The sequence below is a fragment of the Sphingobacterium sp. BS-2 genome, from assembly GCF_046161205.1.
In the GTDB taxonomy this organism is placed as follows: domain Bacteria; phylum Bacteroidota; class Bacteroidia; order Sphingobacteriales; family Sphingobacteriaceae; genus Sphingobacterium; species Sphingobacterium mizutaii.
The window spans coordinates 1-19,905 of the sequence record NZ_JBIXGO010000003.1 but is presented as its reverse complement, the minus strand read 5'-3'; the positions used below and the strand labels follow the sequence as shown (position 1 = coordinate 19,905).

Here is a 19,905-nt window from a genome sequence, read left to right as displayed (position 1 = left end):
TGATTGCTATAATCTTGGTCCATCCTGGTTCAAAACATGTCTAATGTCTAACGTTTTACCTCTCCTTCATCTTCACATATTTATGTGAAAAGCAATCGAAGCAATCTTCTTGGAGGACCAGGGTGCTGTCTTGTCTATAAACAAATACCTTATGTGGTGCTTCATTGAGCAACCAGCTGTCCTTATTATTGAGCATGGACTTGGTCAAAGTCAGTTTATAGGGCAGGGTGGAGGTCAGTTCCCCGTTTTCATAATAGAATACGCTGTCTTTTGTTATCTGCAGGTGTTTGATCTCGCGGGTTGATTCGGGTGTTTTAGTGATGCCTGCAAATCCACCGGAGGTTTCTATCCATTGCCAATTCCCAATGATTTTGGGTGGTTTTGTGCTGCTGCCTTGGTTGCTTGCGCAGGCTGCCAAAAGTGGGATTAAGTATATGAGATCGAGTTTTTTCATAGGTTTTCTTTTTAGCAAAACTGTCTAAACTATCTAAACGATAAAATTATTCAATTGTTTTGAATAGATTCTAGGGAGATTGGCTAAGGAAAGGGTGTTGTCTCTTTATATGGGCCTTCGCATAAAAAAGGAAAGCTCCAATGATATTCATTGGAGCTTTCCTTTTTTATTTCGATTTGCTTATTCGAACCAGGCCAAGACTTCGTCTTTGGTTGGCATGGCAACTTCTAGTTTCATTTTCTTGCGCATTCCGCCTAAGTCATTGAAAACTTTGTTTGGGTTAGCTTCTTTTAGAAGCTCTATGGTCGTGAATCCCATTTTTTGAAGAACAGGTACCCATGCTTCAGGAATTCCTTGTTCTACATAATCAGCTGTTGAAGCGACCTTTGCAACTTTTTCAGGACGCATCTGAGGGAAGAACAATACTTCCTGGATCGATGGGTTGTTGGTCAGGAACATGATCAATCTGTCCATACCGATTCCAAGTCCTGAGGTAGGAGGCATACCGTATTCCAATGAACGCAAGAAATCTTGGTCAATGAACATGGCTTCGTCATCACCTTTCTCAGAAAGTTTTAATTGATGCTCGAAACGCTCTCTTTGATCGATAGGATCGTTAAGCTCAGAATATGCGTTTGCAATTTCCTTACCGCAGACCATCAGTTCAAAACGTTCTGTCAATTCTGGATTGTCTCTATGTTTTTTGGTCAATGGAGACATTTCGATAGGGTAGTCCGTGATAAAGGTAGGTTGGATAAAGTTTCCTTCACATTTCTCGCCGAAGATTTCATCGATCAATTTTCCTTTACCCATCGTTTCATTCACATCGATTCCCATACCTTTTGCAGCCTGACGGATTTCATCCTCCGATTTTCCTGTGATATCGAAACCTGTGAATTGTTTGATGGCATCAGTCATGCTCACCCTAGGGTAAGGCGCTTTGAAATCAACCTGATGCTCTCCAAAAGTAGCTTCTGTTGTTCCGTTTACTGCAATTGCACAGTGCTCTAAAAGATTCTCTGTGAAATCCATCATCCAGTTGTAGTCTTTATAGGCTACATAGATTTCCATTGCGGTAAACTCAGGGTTATGCGTTCTGTCCATACCTTCATTCCTGAAGTTTTTGGAGAACTCATAGACGCCATCAAATCCACCGACGATCAATCTTTTCAGATAAAGCTCATTGGCGATACGCAAATACAATGGGATATCCAATGCATTGTGATGGGTAATAAACGGACGTGCAGCCGCTCCACCAGGAATTGCCTGTAGGATCGGAGTTTCTACTTCCATATATCCAGCGTTGTTGAAGTATTCACGCATGGCGTTGAACAGCTTCGTACGCTTAACAAAAATCTCTTTATTGTGGGAGTTTACGATCAAGTCCACATAACGCATTCTATAGCGTTGTTCTGGATCGGTAAAGGCATCAAAAGTCTTTCCGTCTGCTTCCTTAACAATAGGAAGAGGTCTCAAAGCTTTGGTAAGGACCTTTAAGGTTTGAACGTGGATACTGATTTCTCCTGTTTGGGTGGTGAAAACAAAACCCGTGATACCGATGATATCACCGATGTCCAATAACTTTTTGAATACGGTATTATATAAGGTCTTGTCTTCGTCAGGGCAGATATCATCACGTTTTACGTATGCTTGAATACGTCCGGTTGAATCTTGAAGTTCCAAGAATGAGGCACTCCCCATCACTCGGCGGCTCATAATACGTCCGGCAAAACTGATGCTCTTATAGTTGATCTTATCTCTTTCGTAGTTTTCTAAAATATCTTCAGCCGTAGCATTTACTTTGAACTCTTCAGCAGGGAAGGGGTCAATGCCTAGGTCGATCAAGGCTTTTAGGTTTAGCCTTCTTTGTTGTTCTTGTTCAGATAATCCGATGCTCATTTTACGTACAACTTATAATGTTGTGCAAAAGTATGAAATTAGAACTATTTAATGATGCTTATGGAGAAAAAAGGCTTGTTTTTGACGGGATTTGTTTACTTTTGTAATTCTGCTGATGAAAATCCTCGGAAATGTATTTGCTGATTCAAAGGCAAGTAGAACTTATTCACAGGTGTGGAAATGAATTTGTTTATGTTTTTTGTATTTGAATGAAAAATAAATTATCTTTGCACCTCAATTGTTGAATTATATAGTAATCATAAGATAAAATGAAAAAAGATTTGCATCCATCAAACTACAGATTAGTTGTATTTAAAGACATGTCTAATGACTACGCTTTCGTTACTAAATCTTGTGTTGATACAAAAGAAACTATTACTTGGGAAGATGGTAACGAGTACCCATTGGTAAAGTTAGAGATTTCTCACACATCACACCCATTCTACACTGGTAAGATGAAATTGGTTGATACAGCTGGACGTATTGATAAATTCCGTAGCCGTTACAACAAAAAGTAATATTCTTTACTATAAAGAAACTGATATTATCCCGATAAAATTTATTTGTCGGGATTTTTTATGTACATTTATTTCATGTCGCTAACCATAGTTTTATTTGATAACGCGCACTGGCGTAAGCGTCTCTTTCCTTTTGCTTCAACCCGTCCGGTTGGCAATATCAGAACAGGTATTTGTACATTGAATGAAAAATGGGGGCATATTTTCCAATCTCCTGTCACCTATAGTACCGCAGATTATCTAGCGGAAAAATACCCATTAGAACATCAAGATGCTCAGGGATTTCTTTTTATCAGAGCCAATGTCCTTCCTTCTGATGCATTGGTTAAAGAATTGAAAGCAATGGAAAAAGGTGATGTGCTCATGGATGAAACTTCCTGGATAGCGATCAAGACCAGTGAACCAGGGCTGGACCTGGAAAACATCTTTGAAACTTACAATCCCATCAAGTCATCTTCTGAAATCTCAAGTTTAAACTTTCTGGAAGATATATTCATTGAAAACAAATCCCAATTACTTTTCGACTATAACTTATTGACTGCTGGCCGCCAATCTGCTGCCATTAGCGATTCGAATATGGTTTTTGGTTCCTGGATATTTATTGAAGAAGGAGCTCAGGTTGAAGGGGTGAGTTTAAATAGCTTGGAAGGCCCTATTTATATTGGAAAAGAAGCTAAGATTGAAGAAGGGGCGTTTTTAAAGGGTTATGTTGCTATTGGTGCTGGGGCGAGAGTGAAGTCGGGAGCAAGGCTGTATCCGAATACCAGCATTGGACCTGGGAGTACGGTGTGCGGTGAGATTAATAATACGGTGATTTGGGGAAATAGCGCAAAAGGGCATGAAGGTTATTTGGGCTGTTCGGTAATTGGTGAGGGCTGCAACATCGGGGCAGGGACTTCAAATTCTAATTTGAAAAACAATTGGCAGGTTGTTCGGTTGTTTGATTATGAGGATCTTAGCTACCGTGAAACCAGTGAATATAAGTGCGGATTATTTATGGGTGACCATGCTATGTGCGCCATAAATTCTTCATTTACAACCGGCTCGGTAATTGGAGTTGGCTCCCAGATTGCAATGTCAAAATTTATTCCCAAATTTGTGCCTGATTTCAGTTGGTTAACGGATAAAGAATCGACTCGATATACTTTTGAGAAATTTATAAATATGATGGAGCGAAAAGAACAAATAACAGGTTCAGAAGGTCTGAAAGGCAATCTCTCCATTTTCAAATTCATATTTGATGATGTCAAATACCTACATGAGGAAAATCAATCTTAAACATATAATAAATACAAAACACTATGCGTAAAAATATTGTAGCTGGAAACTGGAAAATGAATATGGACTATGAGCAAGGTATTAGCTTGTTCTCAGAGATCGTAAATATGGTGAAGGACGAGGTGATTGGTAACCAAGAAGTCGTTGTTTGTAGCCCATTTATCCATTTGGCAGCAATTTCTAAATTAAGTGCTTCTACCAAGAATGTATCAGTTGGTGCTCAAGATATCAATCAGCATGAATCTGGTGCTTATACTGGTGAGATTTCTGCGTCTCAAGTAAAATCTACAGGTGCTGAATATGTGATTTTAGGTCACTCGGAACGCCGTGCTTATTTCGGTGAAACGGATGAACTTTTGGCTGAAAAGGTTGATGCTGCACTTAAGCATAATTTAAAGCCTATTTTCTGTATCGGTGAAACGAAAGATGAGCGCGAATCCGGTTCTTATTTTGAGGTGATCAAAACACAATTGAGCAAAGCCTTGTTCCATTTGGACGCTGAAGCTTTTAAAAATATCGTATTGGCCTATGAACCGGTTTGGGCAATCGGAACTGGATTGACAGCTAGCCCTGAGCAAGCTCAAGAAGTACACGCTTATATCCGTCAAACTTTGGCTGATCAGTTTGGTCAAGAGGTTGCTGATAATACTAGCATTCTTTACGGTGGTAGTGCAAACCCATCTAACGCGCAGAGCCTATTCTCTCAACCTGACATCGATGGTGGTTTGATCGGCGGTGCATCCTTGAAATCACGTGATTTCTTGCAAATTATTAACGTTTTTAACGCTTAAAATATGAAGTATACAGCAGTTACTTTTACATCCTCTAATATGGAGGAATGGCAAAAGGATTTGCTAATAGCTGAATTGGCAAATCTTGGTTTTGATACCTTTGAGGATCAAGACCAAGGTTTTGTTGCCTATATTCCAGCTGCCAACCTGGATATCCAGGCGCTTGAGACGGCTTTGCTTGTCGAAGCAGTAGGTTATGACATTTCCTATGAAGTCAATGAATTGGAAAACAAGAATTGGAACCAAGTTTGGGAAAGTAATTTTAGTCCAATTGTAGTTGATGATCAATGTTATGTTCGGGCGACCTTCCATGAAGATAAACCCGAATACCCTTATCAGATCATTATTGATCCGAAGATGTCCTTCGGAACCGGTCACCACCAAACGACGTCCATGATGCTTTCTTTTATCCTGGAAAACGATTTTGAAGGGAAGTCTGTTTTAGATATGGGCTGTGGAACCGGCATCTTGGCGATATTAGCCTCCAAAAGAGGGGCGTCGAATATCCTTGCAGTGGATTTTGATCCTATTTGTGTAGAAAGTGTATTGGAAAACAAGGTTCTGAACCAAGTTGATAATATTGAAGCTAAATTGGGGTCTAAGGAAGCGATTGAAGGTAAAAAATTCAATACAATTTTGGCAAACATCAATAGGAACATCTTAATGGATCAATTTGATGTTTATTATGCCGATCTTGAAAATTCAGGTGAGTTATTTATCTCTGGATTTTACGATGGCGAGGATTTAGATATCTTAAGAAACAAAGCAGAAGGCTTAGGCTTTCAATTTGTAGATAAAAAAGTGCTGGATACCTGGTGTTCAGCCAAATTCATTAAAGCAAATTAAATGCGCATTCATTTTATTGCCATAGGCGGAAGTATCATGCATAATTTAGCTATTAATTTAGCTGAACAAGGCCATCAAGTCACTGGTTCTGATGATCAAATCGTAGAGCCTTCCAAATCTCAGCTTCGTGAGGCGGGTTTGTTGCCGAAAGAGCTTGGTTGGTTCCCTGAGAAGATCACAGAGGATATCGATGCTGTAATCTTGGGGATGCATGCCGATGAAAATAATCCTGAACTTCAAAAAGCCAAGGAACTAGGAATCAAGATCTATTCCTTCCCCGAATTTGTTTATGAGCAAAGTGCCGAGAAGACACGTGTTGTCATCGCCGGTACTTATGGAAAAACAACGATCACCAGTATGATCATGCATGTCCTGAAAAAGTTAGGACGTAATTTCGACTATTTAGTCGGAGCCCAATTGGAAGGTTTTGATGACCTTCTGCAATTGAATCCTGAAAATAATTTAATGATTATTGAAGGAGATGAGTATTATGCCTCTGCAGTTAATAAACAATCAAAATTCTTAAAATATAAACCCAATATCGCTTTGATTAGTGGTATTGATTGGGATCACTTTAAAACTGTTATCACAGAAGAAGAATATTTTAAGCAGTTTGAGGACTTTATCCGTACGATTGTACCAAAAGGTACACTAATATATAACAAGGACGATAAAAACACCCGAGAAGTGGTTGAAAGGACCATGGACATCAAAATAAATCGCCATGGTTATAAGCTGCCGGAATATACAATCAATAAGGGTGTAACTTACATTCATGTCGCTGACGAAAACATTCCATTAAAGGTTTTCGGAAAGCATAATCTTTCCAATATTGCCGGTGCATTTACGGTTTGTGAATGGCTAGGAGTGAAGCGGGATGAGTTTTATGCGGCAATCCAAGATTTTAAGAGCTCCATTCGTTATCTGGAATTCGTTGCGAGTCAGAATGGTAGCGTAGTTTACCAAGACTTTGCACATACCCCAAGTAAATTGCGCTCCAGCATACATGCTGTAAAGGAACAATTCCCCAATCAGGCATTGGTGACCGTCATCGAATTAAATGCCTATGACAGTCTTGACTCTGAGTTTATTACGGAATACGCAAATTCGATGAATGAATCAGATTTCGCTGTCGTATTCGTTAATACTTCGCTTATAAAGGAAAAAAATATTGCTTTAGATAACTTAATTTGGCGTCTAACTGAAGCTTTTAATCATCCTTCTTTCCAAGTAATCACGCAAATGCCTGATTTAGAAGAGTTTTTGGAGACATTTAAGTCAAATGGTTATAATTTGCTGTTTATGAGTTCAAACAACTACAATGGGGTAAATATGAGTAGTTTTGCAGATAAATTTTTGAGAAATTTTTAACATTCTTTCTGAATTTTTTTAAAATTTTAATAATGGGATTTTGAATTTTACTTTATTTGTTTAAATTTGATAATTACTTAATAAATAAATATTTTACATTTTACCCATGAATGCATTAGGAAAAAAAATTAGATTACTTAGACATCAAAAAGGATGGAGTCAGGAGGATGTAGCTAAAAGGCTAGATATTTCGATTCCCGCTTTTTCTAAGATTGAAACAGGAATTACTGATGTCAATTTATCGAGATTAAACCAAATTTCTAAATTGTTTGGACTATCTCTTGTACAATTGTTGTCTACTTCAGACCCTGAAGAAGATAAACAAATTCAGAATGAAGTAAACGAGCTTCAAAAGCGTCTTCAAGCACGCGAAGTTGAAGTAATCGATTTGCAAAAAAAGGTAATTGACTTATACGAACAATTACATAAGAAATAACAAAATTATTTCGAAAGGAAAAAGCCTTGTACATAACGTACTAGGCTTTTTTTGTTTTCAATGATAATATATTAAACAAAAAATGCGCAATTTTACTTGCGCATCCCTATTGTTAAATCATAAAGTCTTTTATTATCCTAAGTATGATTTTAGGATCTTGCTTCTAGAGGTGTGTCTTAGACGCTGTAACGCCTTGTCTTTAATTTGACGCACACGCTCTCTAGTCAAGCTGAATTTCTCTCCAATCTCTTCCAAAGACAATTGATGGTTTGAACCTAATCCGAAGAACAATACAATGATTTCTCTTTCGCGCTCTGTCAAAGTAGCTAACGATCTTTTGATTTCTTCCGATAAGGACTCATCGATTAATGAACTGTCTGTGTCAGGGTCGCTGTTTTCCAATACGTCCAATAGGGTGTTTTCTTCACCTTGCACAAATGGCGCATCCATAGATACGTGACGTCCAGAGTTGCTTAATGTATCCGACACTTTGTCAACGGTAGTTTCCAAAATGTCCGCTAATTCCTCTGGAGATGGTTCACGCTCATATTCTTGCTCCAATTTTGAGAAGGCCTTGCTGATTTTGCTTAAGGACCCTACTTGGTTCAATGGTAAACGAACGATACGAGATTGCTCAGCAATTGCCTGTAAAATTGATTGACGAATCCACCAAACTGCGTAAGAAATAAACTTAAACCCTTTTGTCTCATCGAATCTCTTTGCTGCTTTTATTAAGCCTAAGTTTCCTTCGTTGATCAAGTCCCCTAAGGTTAATCCTTGATTCTGGTATTGTTTTGCAACGGATACAACGAAACGTAAGTTGGTTTTTGTTAATTTCTCCAAAGCAACCTGATCACCTTCACGAATTCTTTGAGCTAGAATAACCTCTTCTTCTGCCGAAATTAAATCTACCTTGCCGATTTCATGCAAATACTTATCAAGTGATTGCGATTCACGGTTGGTGATGGATTGTGTAATTTTGAGCTGTCTCATCTAAATATATAAACCTTTCTTTTCTGAAATGTTTGCAAACATAACGAATTTATCCCAATTATTTCTAATATTATTGTAATTTATTAACTCATTATGAGTTAGTTATCTGTGGTGAGTTGATGTTATACTAACATCAAAAATCATTCCAAAAAGCTGTCAATCTCGTCGATTTTCAAGTTTTTAACACACATTTAACTAATTTTGCTTGCTTATTTCATTTTCCTTTTTCTCGATATAAAACAAATCCAAACATGATTTGTTTTCTTCAATAATATTATTCAAAAGCAAAAATAGATCTGTTATGCCTATAATTGTTCATTTAGACGAAATCATGTCTCAGAGAAAAATGTCTCTGAATGAATTGAGTGCAAAAGTTGGTATCACACTTTCCAACCTTTCCATTATCAAAAACCAAAAGGCTAAAGCCATCCGAATCAGTACCTTGGATGCGATTTGCAAAGCCTTAGACTGTCAGCCTGGTGATATATTTAAATATGTAGAAGATTAATCCGACAATTTGTCCAGACGAAAGCCCCTTAGAAAATCACTAACTAACATTCTCTTTTTTCCTTCTATTTGTACTTCAGAAAGTTTTAGGTAACCATCTCGAGTTGCAAATTTCAACATAGTCTTTCCATCCGAATGATAGGAACCTGCCAAATCATTGTGTGCTGTAATTTCTTTCTCTGCAGCAAAGATCTTCAAAACCTTGCCATCTAAATGGGTAAATGCAGCTGGATAGGGACTTAGGCCTCTAATTAAGTTGTAAACCTCTGCTGTGCTTTTATTCCAGTCGATCAGGCAGTCTTCTTTAAAGATTTTTGGAGCATGTTTCAATTCTGCGTTTTCTCCTAAATCATCCTGAGGGATTGGGTTGACATTGCCTTCTTTTATCGCATTCACTGTTTTGATCAGCAGTTCAGCTCCAGCAACCATCAATTTGTCATGCAGGTCTCCCGCATTGTCCGTATCAGCAATGGAAACTTCCGTAGAAAACAAAATATTTCCAGTGTCGATTTCATGCTGCAATAGGAATGTCGTCACTCCAGATTTATTTTCACCATTGATGATGGCGTGATTGATCGGAGCTGCTCCGCGGTAATTCGGCAATAAAGAGGCATGGACATTGATCGTTCCTTTTGCTGGCATATTCCAAACCATTTCAGGCAACATCCTGAATGCTACGACCACCTGCAAGTCTGCTTGAAAGGATTTCAATTCTTCCAAGAATGATGGGTCCCTTAATTTCAAAGGTTGTAAAACAGGGATGTTCTGAGATACTGCAAATTGCTTAACAGCTGATTCGTGGATTTTCTGACCTCTTCCTGCTGGCTTATCTGGACCAGTAACTACTGCAACAACTTCTTCACCCGCATCGATCAATGCTTTCAATGAAGCAACTGCAAAGTCCGGGGTGCCCATAAATATAATACGCATATATGAATAAATTACCTTAAGGATGCGTGGACATCCTTATTGTTGGACGACAAATTTTATTAACTTTGCGAAGTTACAAATTTAATTTAAGCTTGAATTTTCCATATTTCTTAGCCAAGAGGATCACACTTGAAGGAAACCGTACGTTTTCCAAACTAATTGTGCGCGTCACTATAGGTGCCTTGGCCTTGGCTATCATGGCTATTATTCTTGCCGTGGCAATCCTCAATGGGTTTAAAAGCGAAATAACGGAAAAGCAAAGGGGGTTCTTTGGGGATATTATCATCCTCAAGAATGAACAGAACGACTCTTATGTCAATTCTCCAATCTCCTTAGACGAAAAACAAATTGCTAGAATCAAGCAAAATCCCAATGTTTTAGACGTTTATCCATTTGCTACCAAAGCCGGAATCATGAATGTTAAAGGTGAAGTAGAAGGGGTGCTGATGAAAGGGATTGATAAAGATTATGACCAAGATTTCCTTTCCAAAACCATCCTGGAAGGGGATACCATTAACTTTTCTGCTGAGGATGCCGATAATCAATTATTGATTTCCTCTTTGATGGCCAATAGGCTTCATCTAAAAGTTGGTGAATCCTTTATCATGTACTTTATCCAAGAACCAGTAAGGAAACGAAAATTTGTTGTCAAAGGTATTTTTTCTACCAATTCCGAAGAACTGGATAAAATTTACGTGATCGGTTCTCTTCCATTGATCAGAAGACTGAATAATCTTGAAGAAGATCAAGCTGGGGGATACGAAGTCCGGGTTAAGGACTTCAATCAACTCTTTAATACGACAGATGACCTAAACAATAATTTAGGTGTCAGCCTTTTTGCGACCAATGTGGTGATGCAAATGCAAGATATCTTCAATTGGCTGAATATGCTCGATATGAACGATAATATTATTTTCGTTTTAATGGTGGTTGTGGCAGTCATCAATATGATATCAGCATTATTGATCTCTATTTTGGAAAGATCACCGATGATCGGTATGCTTAAGGCCTTGGGTATGAGAAATACGAAGATCAGAACAGTTTTTCTTTACAACTCCCTGTACCTCATTGGTTATGGGCTGGTACTCGGAAACCTTATCGCTTTAGGTTTATACGCTTTTCAGACCAGTACGCATTTCTTTAAGCTTGATCCAAGCATCTATTATGTATCCTTTGTGCCTATGGAAATATCATGGATGGCGGTGTTATGGTTAAATGTTTCGCTCATTGCCATTGCATTGGTGACTTTGTTTATTCCATCGATGTTGATCTCGCGAATATCACCGATCAAGACCATACAGTTCAAGTAACATTCTTACCGAATTATTGGTCCTAATCATTATTTACCTTAATTTTCATTATCTTTCCGATGAAAACAATCTCAGTTTTCAATTGTATTGACTTACAGAAATAATTATATGAGCGATAAAATTTTTGACCACTTAATCCACGCGTTCGAAGCACCACTAACTAATCCGGTGCTTATATTTTCTCTAGTACTCTTCATTATTTTATTGTCACCCATTTTGTTGAGACCTATCAAGGTCCCAGGCATCATTGGACTGATTATTTCGGGGATGATCATTGGCCCGCATGGACTGAATTGGTTAGAAAAGAACTCCGCTGTAGACCTTTTTTCTACCATTGGATTGCTTTATATCATGTTTATTGCAGGTTTAGAATTGGACATGAACGAGTTCAAAAAGACCAAGCACAAATCTGCTATGTTCGGTCTATTTACCTTCATAATTCCGATTTCCATAGGGTTTCCAGTCTGTTATTATGTATTAGACTATAGCTTGCTTACCAGTATCCTAATTGCCAGCATGTTTGCGACACATACCCTGGTTTCCTATCCCATTGTAAACCGTTATGGTATTTCAAAGAATGAGGCTGTTGCGATCACCATTGGAGGAACCATCCTGACGGATACTGCGGTGTTGATTATTTTAGCTGTAATCAAAGGAGCCTCACAAGGCGAGATCAACAATGAATTCTGGGTTACTTTAGGCATTTCCTTTGCGATCTTCCTATTTATTATGTTTGGCGTCATTCCGAAAATCGCGAAATGGTTTTTCGAAAAGGTGGAAAGTGAAAAAACAGGTCACTATATCTTTGTCCTTACCGTGGTTTTCTTCGCGGCTTTCCTAGCAGAAATGGCAAACCTTGAACCCATCATTGGGGCCTTCGTTGCCGGGTTGGCATTAAATAAACTTATCCCGCACTCATCAGCATTAATGAACCGAATCGAGTTTATTGGAAACGCAATATTTATCCCATTTTTCTTGATTTCCGTAGGTATGATCGTTGATATTGGGGTAATCACCAATAGCACCGGATTGACGGTGTTTTATGTTGCCGGAGCCCTGACCCTTGTGGGTATAGTAGGAAAGTTCCTAGCGGCAACAGCAACCCAATGGGCTTTTAAATATTCCACAAACGAAAGAAACCTGATCTTCGGCCTAAGTAATGCCCATGCGGCAGCTACCTTGGCGATTATCATGGTCGGATACAACAACCAAATCATTGACGAGAATGTATTGAATGGAACCATTATCCTGATCCTTGTCAGCTGTATCATTGCTTCCATAGTAACTGAAAATGCCTCCAAGAAAATTGTATTGGAAGGTAGGCAGCATGAGGAACATATCGAGCATGTGGAGGAACATGATGAACAGATTGTCATCCCTATTGCAAACTTGAATAATATGGAGGCTATCTTGGATTTTGCGACACTTGTCAAATCGAAGAAGTCCCCACATCCATTGAATATTCTGAGCGTTGTGCCGAACGATGAATTGGCAGAAAGAAACTTGAACCAAGCCAGACAGAATCTGGACAAAATGGCCAGATATGCTTCAGGTTCTGAAACTGAGGTTGAACTGCAGACCAAGGTCGATTTCAATATTGCAAACGGAATCAGCAGGGCATCAAAAGAAGCTTTTGCAGACTGCCTGATCTTGGGATGGCCAAGTGCAACGAGCTTTGTTGAGAAGATTGTCGGTGAAAAAACCGAAAGTATCCTGAACCGTACAGACTCAACTTTAATGATGTGCAGGATAGAGAAACCATTCATAACCAACAAGTCCATTACCGTTTTTGTACCGCCGTTGGCAGAGTCCGAAGTGGGATTTGCTTATTGGATGGAGAAAATGACCAAGCTGGCATCTGAATTGTCTCTGCCTATTACCTTCGTATGTAATCATAGAAGTCATCAGGCCATCATTCAAATGTTGGAATCCTTGAAATCGAGTGTTCCGGCTACCTTTGAACATTATGAAGATTGGGACAATATCTATGGATTGGCGACATTCAGCAATGCAGATTCGATGTTAGTCTTTGTGTCTGCTAGGTATGGCGATGTTTCATATCGTGATTCTCTCGATGGTCTTGCAAAAAGAGTAGGGAAGTACTATAAAAACCAAAACTTACTATTAATCTTTCCTTCTCGACTTGAGGACCAACATATTGACGAATACGAGGATATCCAAACTGCGCCGATCTTTAGAAGGATCAGCCGTGAAATTGGTAATATGTTTAGTAAAGAAAAATAACAAATAATTAGATTATTATGTCAGATAAGATCAGTATAGATTCAACAGGTAAATTATTAGTTCCTGATCAGGTTACCATTCCCTTTATTATTGGAGATGGTATAGGGCCTGATATTTGGAAAGCTTCAGTCAGGGTTTTTGATGCAGCTGTTCAAAAGCTCTATGCTGGAAAGCGCAAGATCAATTGGAAAGAAGTCTTAGCCGGAGAAAAGGCCTTTAATGAAACCGGAAGCTGGTTGCCAGAAGATACCTTAGAGGTTTTCAAGGAATATTTGGTTGGTATCAAAGGTCCATTGACTACACCTATTGGAGGTGGTATTCGTTCCTTGAATGTGGCTTTGAGAAAAGAACTAGACCTATATGTCTGTCAGCGTCCGACCAAGTGGTATGAGGGCGTCCCTTCTCCGGTAAAACATCCTGAGAAAGTTGATATGGTTGTGTTCAGGGAGAATACAGAAGATATCTATGCAGGGATTGAATTTGCAGCAGGAACCGCTGAATCCAAAAGGATCCAAGATTTTCTTAAGAATGATCTAAACGTCGATTACAACTTCAGCAACAGTACAGGAGTAGGTTTGAAGTTTGTCTCTGAGGAAGGCTCAAAACGACTTATCCGCGCTGCAATTGAGTTTGCTTTAGCAGAAGGTCGTAAATCCGTAACGCTAGTCCATAAAGGTAACATCATGAAATATACGGAAGGTGCCTTTAAAAACTGGGGTTATGAATTGGCTGAAAAGGAATTCTCTGAACAGGTTTATACTTGGAACCAATGGGAACAAACTAAGGCTAAAGATGGACAGGATGCTGCAAATGCTGAACAAAAAGCAGCAGAACAAGCCGGCAAACTGATCATTAAAGATATCATTGCAGACAACTTCCTGCAGCAGATCCTATTGGCACCACAGGATTATGACGTGATTGCCACTCTGAATCTAAATGGAGATTATATTTCCGATGCTTTAGCGGCCATGGTAGGTGGAATTGGTATTGCTCCTGGAGCCAATATTAATTTCAAAACTGGCCACGCGATCTTTGAAGCAACCCATGGTACAGCACCTAGATTTGCAAATACCAATACCATGAACCCTTCATCGGTTATCCTTAGTGGGGTGATGATGCTGGAATATATGGGCTGGATAGAAGCGGCTGATGCTATTGTGGATGCATTGGCAAAAACCATCAAAGACAAAACGGTTACCGTAGATTTCTATAACTTGATGGAAGGAGCAACCCTTCTTAAAACCTCCGAATTCGCAGATAAGATTATCGAAAAGATTTAATACTTTGCATTTCATGCATAAAAGCTGAACTTTACAAGGTTCAGCTTTTTTTTGAACCATTATTTATGCAAAAATCAGATATTCCACACTTTATCAGCTCTTCAGGGGTATTCAATGCCCAAGAATTAGAGCAATTAGCCAGCATTGATCAGATCCCAACAGACCATGAAATCGACAGCTTCAAATACGAACCCGAAATCCAAGAGCTATTAAATGCCTTTATCGGCGATGAAAATACCCGCATAACCCATCAACTCCTTAAAGCCAAAGAATTCCTCAATCAAGGTAGGATAGAAGAGGCCTGGAAACTTATGTTGCTATAAAATAGAAAAGAGTGGAAGCATTCCACTCTTTTCTATTTTATAGCAACAGCATTGAGATATGAGATTTGAGTATTGAGATATTAACCGTGTCAACTATATCTACTTTAATTGACAAAAGACACTAGACACTAGATATTTGTCCAACCTTTTGTCGTCTTAAATTGCCGGTTTCTATCTCATATCTCACATCTCAAATCTCAATACTAAACCTCAAACCTATCAGCATCCATCACTTTGGTCCATGTTTTCACGAAATCCCTAACGAATTTCTCTTGTGCATCAGCACTTGCATAAACTTCAGCTACAACGCGCAATTCAGAGTTTGATCCAAAGACTAGGTCGGCTCTAGTTCCGGTCCATTTCGGTTGGCCGGTTTTACGGTCAGAACCAATGTATAGTTCTTTGTCCTCAGAAGCTGCTTTCCAAGCGGTGTTCATGTCTAGCAAGTTCACTAAGAAATCGTTAGTCAATTGACCAGGACGATTAGTGAACACCCCATCCTTAGAACCGTCGAAATTAGTATCCAATACACGCATACCTGCCAATAGAACGGTTAGTTCAGGAGCTGTAAGGTTCAATAATTGCGCTTTGTCGATCAATAATTCTTCAGTGCTAGATGTATATTTCCTTTTCTTGTAGTTTCTGAAGCCATCAGCGATAGGCTCTAAGTAACCTACAGATTCCACATCGGTCTCCTCCTGTGAAGCATCCATACGACCTGGAGTAAATGGAACTTTGATTTCATTTCCAGCATCTCTTGCCGCTTTTTCAACACCTGCATTACCTGCAATAACAATCAAATCAGCAATAGAAACCTGCTTGCCTGAAGTTTGAGCCTGATTGAATTGCTCCTTGATGTTTTCCAGTACACTTAATACCTTACTCAATTGTGCTGGATTGTTCACTGCCCAGTCTTTTTGAGGAGCTAGGCGAACACGTGCACCATTGGCACCACCACGTTTGTCAGAACCACGGAAAGTAGAAGCCGAAGCCCATGCTGTAGAAACCAATTCAGATACACTCAGACCAGAAGATAACACCTTGTTTTTAAGGTCTTCCACATCTGCTTCGTTAACCGTTTCATGGTTAAGCTCAGGAATCGGATCTTGCCATAGGAATTCCTCTGCTGGAACATCCGGACCAAGATAACGGGAGCGAGGTCCCATATCCCTATGGGTCAATTTAAACCAAGCTTTTGCAAATGCATCAGCGAACTCATCAGGGTTCTCTAAAAATCTACGCGATATTTTTTCGTAAATAGGATCAAATCTCAAGGAAAGATCCGTAGTCAACATCGTTGGCTTACGTTTTTTATTAGGGTCAAATGGGTCAGGAATAACATCATCAGCATCTTTTGCCACCCATTGGAATGCACCTGCAGGACTTTTTGTCAATTCCCACTCGTATCTAAATAGGTTCTCAAAGAAATTATTACTCCATTGCGTAGGTGTTTCTGTCCAGATTACTTCCAGTCCAGAAGTGATAGCGTCGGCACCAACTCCTGAATTAAAGGAACTTTTCCAACCTAGACCTTGATCTTCTAGACCTGCAGCTTCCGGTTCTTTACCAACATTGTCCGCTGGGCCAGCACCATGGGTTTTTCCGAAGGAGTGACCACCAGCGATCAGTGCAATGGTTTCTTCATCGTTCATCGCCATACGGCCAAAGGTATCACGAATATCTTTCGCAGCTAATAGAGGATCAGGATTTCCATCAGGACCTTCGGGGTTTACATAAATTAAACCCATTTGAACAGCTGCCAAAGGATTCTCCAGATCTCTCGAATGCACTTCGCCATCTGCCTTTTCTTCACCAGATAGCACACCATGATCTTTGTCCACGATTCCTTCAGAACCATGCGAATACCTTACATCACCGCCTAACCAGGTATCCTCAGATCCCCAATATACATCCTCATCTGGCTCAAATGCATCCACACGACCACCTGCGAAACCAATGGTTTTGAACCCCATAGATTCCAAGGCAATATTTCCGGTAAGTACTAATAAGTCAGCCCAAGATAATTTCTTGCCATATTTCTGTTTGATAGGCCATAATAACCTTCTTGCCTTATCCAAGCTCACGTTGTCCGGCCAGCTATTCAATGGTGCAAAGCGTTGTTGACCTGTTCCAGCGCCACCGCGACCGTCGCCTACTCTGTAGGTACCGGCTGAGTGCCAAGCCATACGGATAAATAAGCCACCGTAATGACCAAAATCCGCAGGCCACCAATCCTGTGAATCAGTCATCAAGGCATGTAGATCCTGTTTTACTGCCTCTAAATCTAATTTTTTGAACTCCTCTGCATAGTCAAAATCTGGATCCATAGGATCAGATAGATTTGAATGCTGACGCAATAAACTAACTTTTAATTTCTTCGGCCACCAATCTGAAATCGTGGTTCCTCCGCCCGCAACCGTCAGATTTTGTTTTGCCGATCCATTGTGAAATGGACATTTGCTGATGTCGTTTCCATTTTCCATATCTCTGTATTTATTTTTTATTTTACTATTTAAGGTTAATTGTATTTAATTGAATCACAATAAGAATTGGCAGAAAGATTCCTGCCCTCTGCTTTAAATTTAACTAAAGATAGATAAATAAAATTTAAGATTTCTATGCGTGCCGATAGATTTTATCTATGTAGTATCAAGGAAAAAATTAGGAAAATGAAGGGAATTTTAATATGACTAAACTTAATAAATCAAACTAAGGATAGGCAAAATTCTAATGGAAAGAATAGGAGATCTCAGGTCTAAATATTGAATACTTTCTACTAAATACTTCAAAAAAAGCGCATCATTTCTGAAGAGCTTCCTTACTTAGGTCCATTGGTAACAGTTTCAGCAATTTTACTCAACAATTATTAACATAAATTTTATGGTCTACGCAAGATGTCAATCATTCGCTCAAGATCTAACTCCTGGAGGAAGGACCAGTGTAATTCTTATGTTTCTTCTGTGTATATCACTTTTCTGTCAGCTAACTAAAAGTTGTTTTTCATAGTAAATCGTGGTTTACCTGTCATCCAGTTGTTTTTTTAAATCAAGAATGTGAACTGCTCGATGTCGTTCAAGGGATGCGAAACTCCTCATGTCCAGTAGTCATTCTATATTTTATCTATTTGGAGTTTTAATTCTCTAGTTATCAATGTGGTAGGATTAAAACAGTACCTCAAATAAAGTTTTTTTATTTAACTTTTTACTGGTGTAAAGTTAATAAGATTATACATCTAATATGATCTTGAAAAGAACCCAAAGACTCATTATAATTGTAATATTTGACTGTGTTTATTGTTCTCTGCATATTCATCATCCCATATTAGTTCGAATGATATATTGTCAGGAGAGCCCATATGTAAATGTATAATTAGATCTACATTTTCCTTCTCGTTTAACGCGGGGAATGGAAACGGATTGGTGGAGTATAAGTATTCTGGCTCATCTAGAATGAATAACCTTATATTTCTTGCAGTAGCTTTTCCTTTATTATATACTCTTAAAGTTCGATTACCATTATTACCTTTGATTATAGACGCCCGAATTACAGCTTGTGTTTTTTCAATTTTTTCTTCTATAATCTTATTGATTTGATAATCGTTTATAAGTTTTTCCTGAGCTTTTATTTTTCGATCATGTATGAAATAAGTTAAAAGTGATCCAAAAATAGCAATAATGGAAAATACGAGGGAATAATCAATATTTTCCATTATTTCTTAAACTTTAAGTGAATGTTGTTTTTAAATCTACTAGCTAGTTTCTTCCCAAAGTCATCTAATAGCGATTGACCATAATTTTGAACTTCATTTTCAATTGCTGTCTGATTGAATTCAATCAGCTCATTTATACCTCTATGAAATTCTCTTTCACAGTTATTGCATTTGACAAATGATTTGTCCTCATTGTGATTAAAGTCTGATTGTCCACAAGTAGGGCAATATAGAGTTACATTGATTTTTTTACTCATAGCTATGATTAATTAAGTCATTAATAAAGTTAAAATGTTGTAAACAATCGTATGACTTTACCAACATGTATACAACATCATAATTATGCTAAGTTTATGATAAATGAATTAAAAGCTAGCTTCATCCAGCATGAAGTTTATATCCTAAAAAATCGATCCTATAGATATAATTGCGTTAGATCCAGTATATTTATGTAATGCATTTTATACGTATTTTATTAAATATCAATAAAAATTTTTCGGACTTTATTTTAAAAGAATGTGTCTAAAGCTTCGTACTAATGAGTGCAAGTTTATTGGTGACCTTATATGGATGATAATTGGTAAACAAATATAATCATTTTTTGCAGTCTATGTGCACCGATTATAGATTGCTAAATAACAGAGAGTACACAGATGTAAACTTACTTTGAGTTAGATTAATATGAATCGCTATGATTAATAAATAAAACATGATTAACCAGTTAGGTGATCTTATAGCTGTCCTCTTGAAATAACTACAAGTATGGTGCAAATAGTTCAAGTCAGAAAAGGAATTTGACAATGGTATCCTTTAAACAATACGAAAAAATCGGGAAGGAGAAAATCAGGTCTAAATACTAAATACTAACTACTGTAATACTAAAAAAGCCGCTCAAAGCGGCTTTTTTCTGTACCTAGGGCGGGAATCGAACCCGCACTCCCTTAACGGGAACAGGATTTTAAGTCCTGCGTGTCTACCAGTTCCACCACCTAGGCAACTGAGCGAAAGACGAGATT

The 19,905-nt window shown here is 38.5% G+C and carries 18 protein-coding genes and 1 tRNA gene; 11 read left to right on the top strand and 8 right to left on the bottom strand.

Annotation, left to right across the window (positions count from 1 at the left end; genetic code table 11):
- Nucleotides 1-55 precede the first annotated feature (55 nt).
- Together ACK2WI_RS00775 and lysS are read right to left on the bottom strand one after the other, a co-directional pair.
- Entirely contained in the window at nucleotides 56-454 is a 399-nt protein-coding gene (locus tag ACK2WI_RS00775) for a hypothetical protein (protein ID WP_409149278.1), read from the bottom strand.
- Nucleotides 455-634: 180 nt separating this feature from the next.
- On the bottom strand, nucleotides 635-2,353 hold the full coding sequence (lysS, locus tag ACK2WI_RS00770; protein WP_409149276.1) for a lysine--tRNA ligase: 1,719 nt from the start codon (nucleotides 2,351-2,353) through the stop codon (nucleotides 635-637).
- Nucleotides 2,354-2,622: 269 nt separating this feature from the next.
- On the opposite strand from lysS, the gene ACK2WI_RS00765 reads away from it, so the two are divergent.
- From ACK2WI_RS00765 to ACK2WI_RS00740, 6 genes are all read left to right on the top strand, one after another.
- Nucleotides 2,623-2,871 carry a type B 50S ribosomal protein L31 gene (locus ACK2WI_RS00765; RefSeq protein WP_093096812.1) on the top strand — a complete coding sequence of 83 codons (249 nt, stop codon included), beginning with the start codon at nucleotides 2,623-2,625 and terminating at the stop codon, nucleotides 2,869-2,871.
- Nucleotides 2,872-2,946: 75 nt separating this feature from the next.
- A complete protein-coding gene (locus ACK2WI_RS00760) occupies nucleotides 2,947-4,149 on the top strand; it encodes a putative sugar nucleotidyl transferase (RefSeq protein WP_409149274.1) in 1,203 nt (400 codons plus the stop codon).
- A 23-nt stretch (nucleotides 4,150-4,172) separates the two neighbouring features.
- On the top strand, nucleotides 4,173-4,940 hold the full coding sequence (gene tpiA, locus ACK2WI_RS00755; RefSeq protein ID WP_093096807.1) for a triose-phosphate isomerase: 768 nt from the start codon (nucleotides 4,173-4,175) through the stop codon (nucleotides 4,938-4,940).
- A 3-nt stretch (nucleotides 4,941-4,943) separates the two neighbouring features.
- Nucleotides 4,944-5,786 carry a 50S ribosomal protein L11 methyltransferase gene (gene prmA, locus ACK2WI_RS00750; RefSeq protein ID WP_409149272.1) on the top strand — a complete coding sequence of 281 codons (843 nt, stop codon included), beginning with the start codon at nucleotides 4,944-4,946 and terminating at the stop codon, nucleotides 5,784-5,786.
- Nucleotides 5,787-7,157: a Mur ligase family protein gene (gene murC, locus ACK2WI_RS00745; protein ID WP_312697556.1), complete on the top strand. Its 1,371-nt coding sequence runs from the start codon at nucleotides 5,787-5,789 to the stop codon at nucleotides 7,155-7,157.
- A 106-nt stretch (nucleotides 7,158-7,263) separates the two neighbouring features.
- Nucleotides 7,264-7,593 carry a helix-turn-helix domain-containing protein gene (locus ACK2WI_RS00740; protein ID WP_093096800.1) on the top strand — a complete coding sequence of 110 codons (330 nt, stop codon included), beginning with the start codon at nucleotides 7,264-7,266 and terminating at the stop codon, nucleotides 7,591-7,593.
- Nucleotides 7,594-7,725: 132 nt separating this feature from the next.
- Here the strand turns inward: ACK2WI_RS00740 and ACK2WI_RS00735 are convergent, their stop codons facing one another.
- Nucleotides 7,726-8,586, bottom strand: a complete 861-nt coding sequence (locus ACK2WI_RS00735; RefSeq protein WP_093096797.1) for an RNA polymerase sigma factor RpoD/SigA — start codon at nucleotides 8,584-8,586, stop codon at nucleotides 7,726-7,728.
- 301 nt (nucleotides 8,587-8,887) lie between these two features.
- Between ACK2WI_RS00735 and ACK2WI_RS00730 the strand changes: the two genes are divergently transcribed.
- Nucleotides 8,888-9,094, top strand: coding sequence for a helix-turn-helix transcriptional regulator (locus ACK2WI_RS00730; protein WP_093096784.1), 207 nt, complete (start codon nucleotides 8,888-8,890; stop codon nucleotides 9,092-9,094).
- Here the strand turns inward: ACK2WI_RS00730 and fmt are convergent.
- On the bottom strand, nucleotides 9,091-10,023 hold the full coding sequence (gene fmt, locus ACK2WI_RS00725; RefSeq protein ID WP_409149269.1) for a methionyl-tRNA formyltransferase: 933 nt from the start codon (nucleotides 10,021-10,023) through the stop codon (nucleotides 9,091-9,093). The two genes, ACK2WI_RS00730 and fmt, sit on opposite strands and share 4 nt — an antisense overlap.
- 92 nt (nucleotides 10,024-10,115) lie before the next feature.
- On the opposite strand from fmt, the gene ACK2WI_RS00720 reads away from it, so the two are divergent.
- The 4 genes from ACK2WI_RS00720 to ACK2WI_RS00705 all read left to right on the top strand — a co-directional run bounded on the left by ACK2WI_RS00720 (nucleotide 10,116) and on the right by ACK2WI_RS00705 (nucleotide 15,180).
- The gene (locus ACK2WI_RS00720) at nucleotides 10,116-11,333 is read left to right on the top strand and encodes an FtsX-like permease family protein (RefSeq protein WP_169918998.1); all 1,218 of its coding nucleotides are present in this window, start codon (nucleotides 10,116-10,118) and stop codon (nucleotides 11,331-11,333) included.
- 108 nt (nucleotides 11,334-11,441) lie between these two features.
- Complete coding sequence (locus ACK2WI_RS00715; RefSeq protein WP_409149267.1) at nucleotides 11,442-13,577, top strand: cation:proton antiporter; 2,136 nt, start codon at nucleotides 11,442-11,444, stop codon at nucleotides 13,575-13,577.
- 17 nt (nucleotides 13,578-13,594) lie between these two features.
- On the top strand, nucleotides 13,595-14,857 hold the full coding sequence (gene icd / locus ACK2WI_RS00710) for an NADP-dependent isocitrate dehydrogenase (protein ID WP_409149265.1): 1,263 nt from the start codon (nucleotides 13,595-13,597) through the stop codon (nucleotides 14,855-14,857).
- 65 nt (nucleotides 14,858-14,922) lie between these two features.
- Nucleotides 14,923-15,180 (top strand): hypothetical protein, encoded by a 258-nt coding sequence (locus ACK2WI_RS00705; RefSeq protein ID WP_409149263.1) that lies wholly within the window; start codon nucleotides 14,923-14,925, stop codon nucleotides 15,178-15,180.
- A 203-nt stretch (nucleotides 15,181-15,383) separates the two neighbouring features.
- Here the strand turns inward: ACK2WI_RS00705 and katG are convergent, their stop codons facing one another.
- The 4 genes from katG to ACK2WI_RS00685 all read right to left on the bottom strand — a co-directional run bounded on the left by katG (nucleotide 15,384) and on the right by ACK2WI_RS00685 (nucleotide 19,884).
- A complete protein-coding gene (gene katG, locus ACK2WI_RS00700) occupies nucleotides 15,384-17,663 on the bottom strand; it encodes a catalase/peroxidase HPI (protein ID WP_409149261.1) in 2,280 nt (759 codons plus the stop codon).
- A gap of 782 nt (nucleotides 17,664-18,445) precedes the next feature.
- A complete protein-coding gene (locus tag ACK2WI_RS00695; RefSeq protein WP_409149259.1) occupies nucleotides 18,446-18,889 on the bottom strand; it encodes a hypothetical protein in 444 nt (147 codons plus the stop codon).
- Nucleotides 18,889-19,146: a hypothetical protein gene (locus ACK2WI_RS00690; protein ID WP_409149257.1), complete on the bottom strand. Its 258-nt coding sequence runs from the start codon at nucleotides 19,144-19,146 to the stop codon at nucleotides 18,889-18,891. Before ACK2WI_RS00690 ends, ACK2WI_RS00695 begins: the two co-directional genes overlap by 1 nt.
- A 653-nt stretch (nucleotides 19,147-19,799) precedes the next feature.
- Nucleotides 19,800-19,884: transfer RNA gene (locus tag ACK2WI_RS00685), tRNA-Leu, on the bottom strand.
- Between the last annotated feature and the right edge of the window lie 21 nt (nucleotides 19,885-19,905).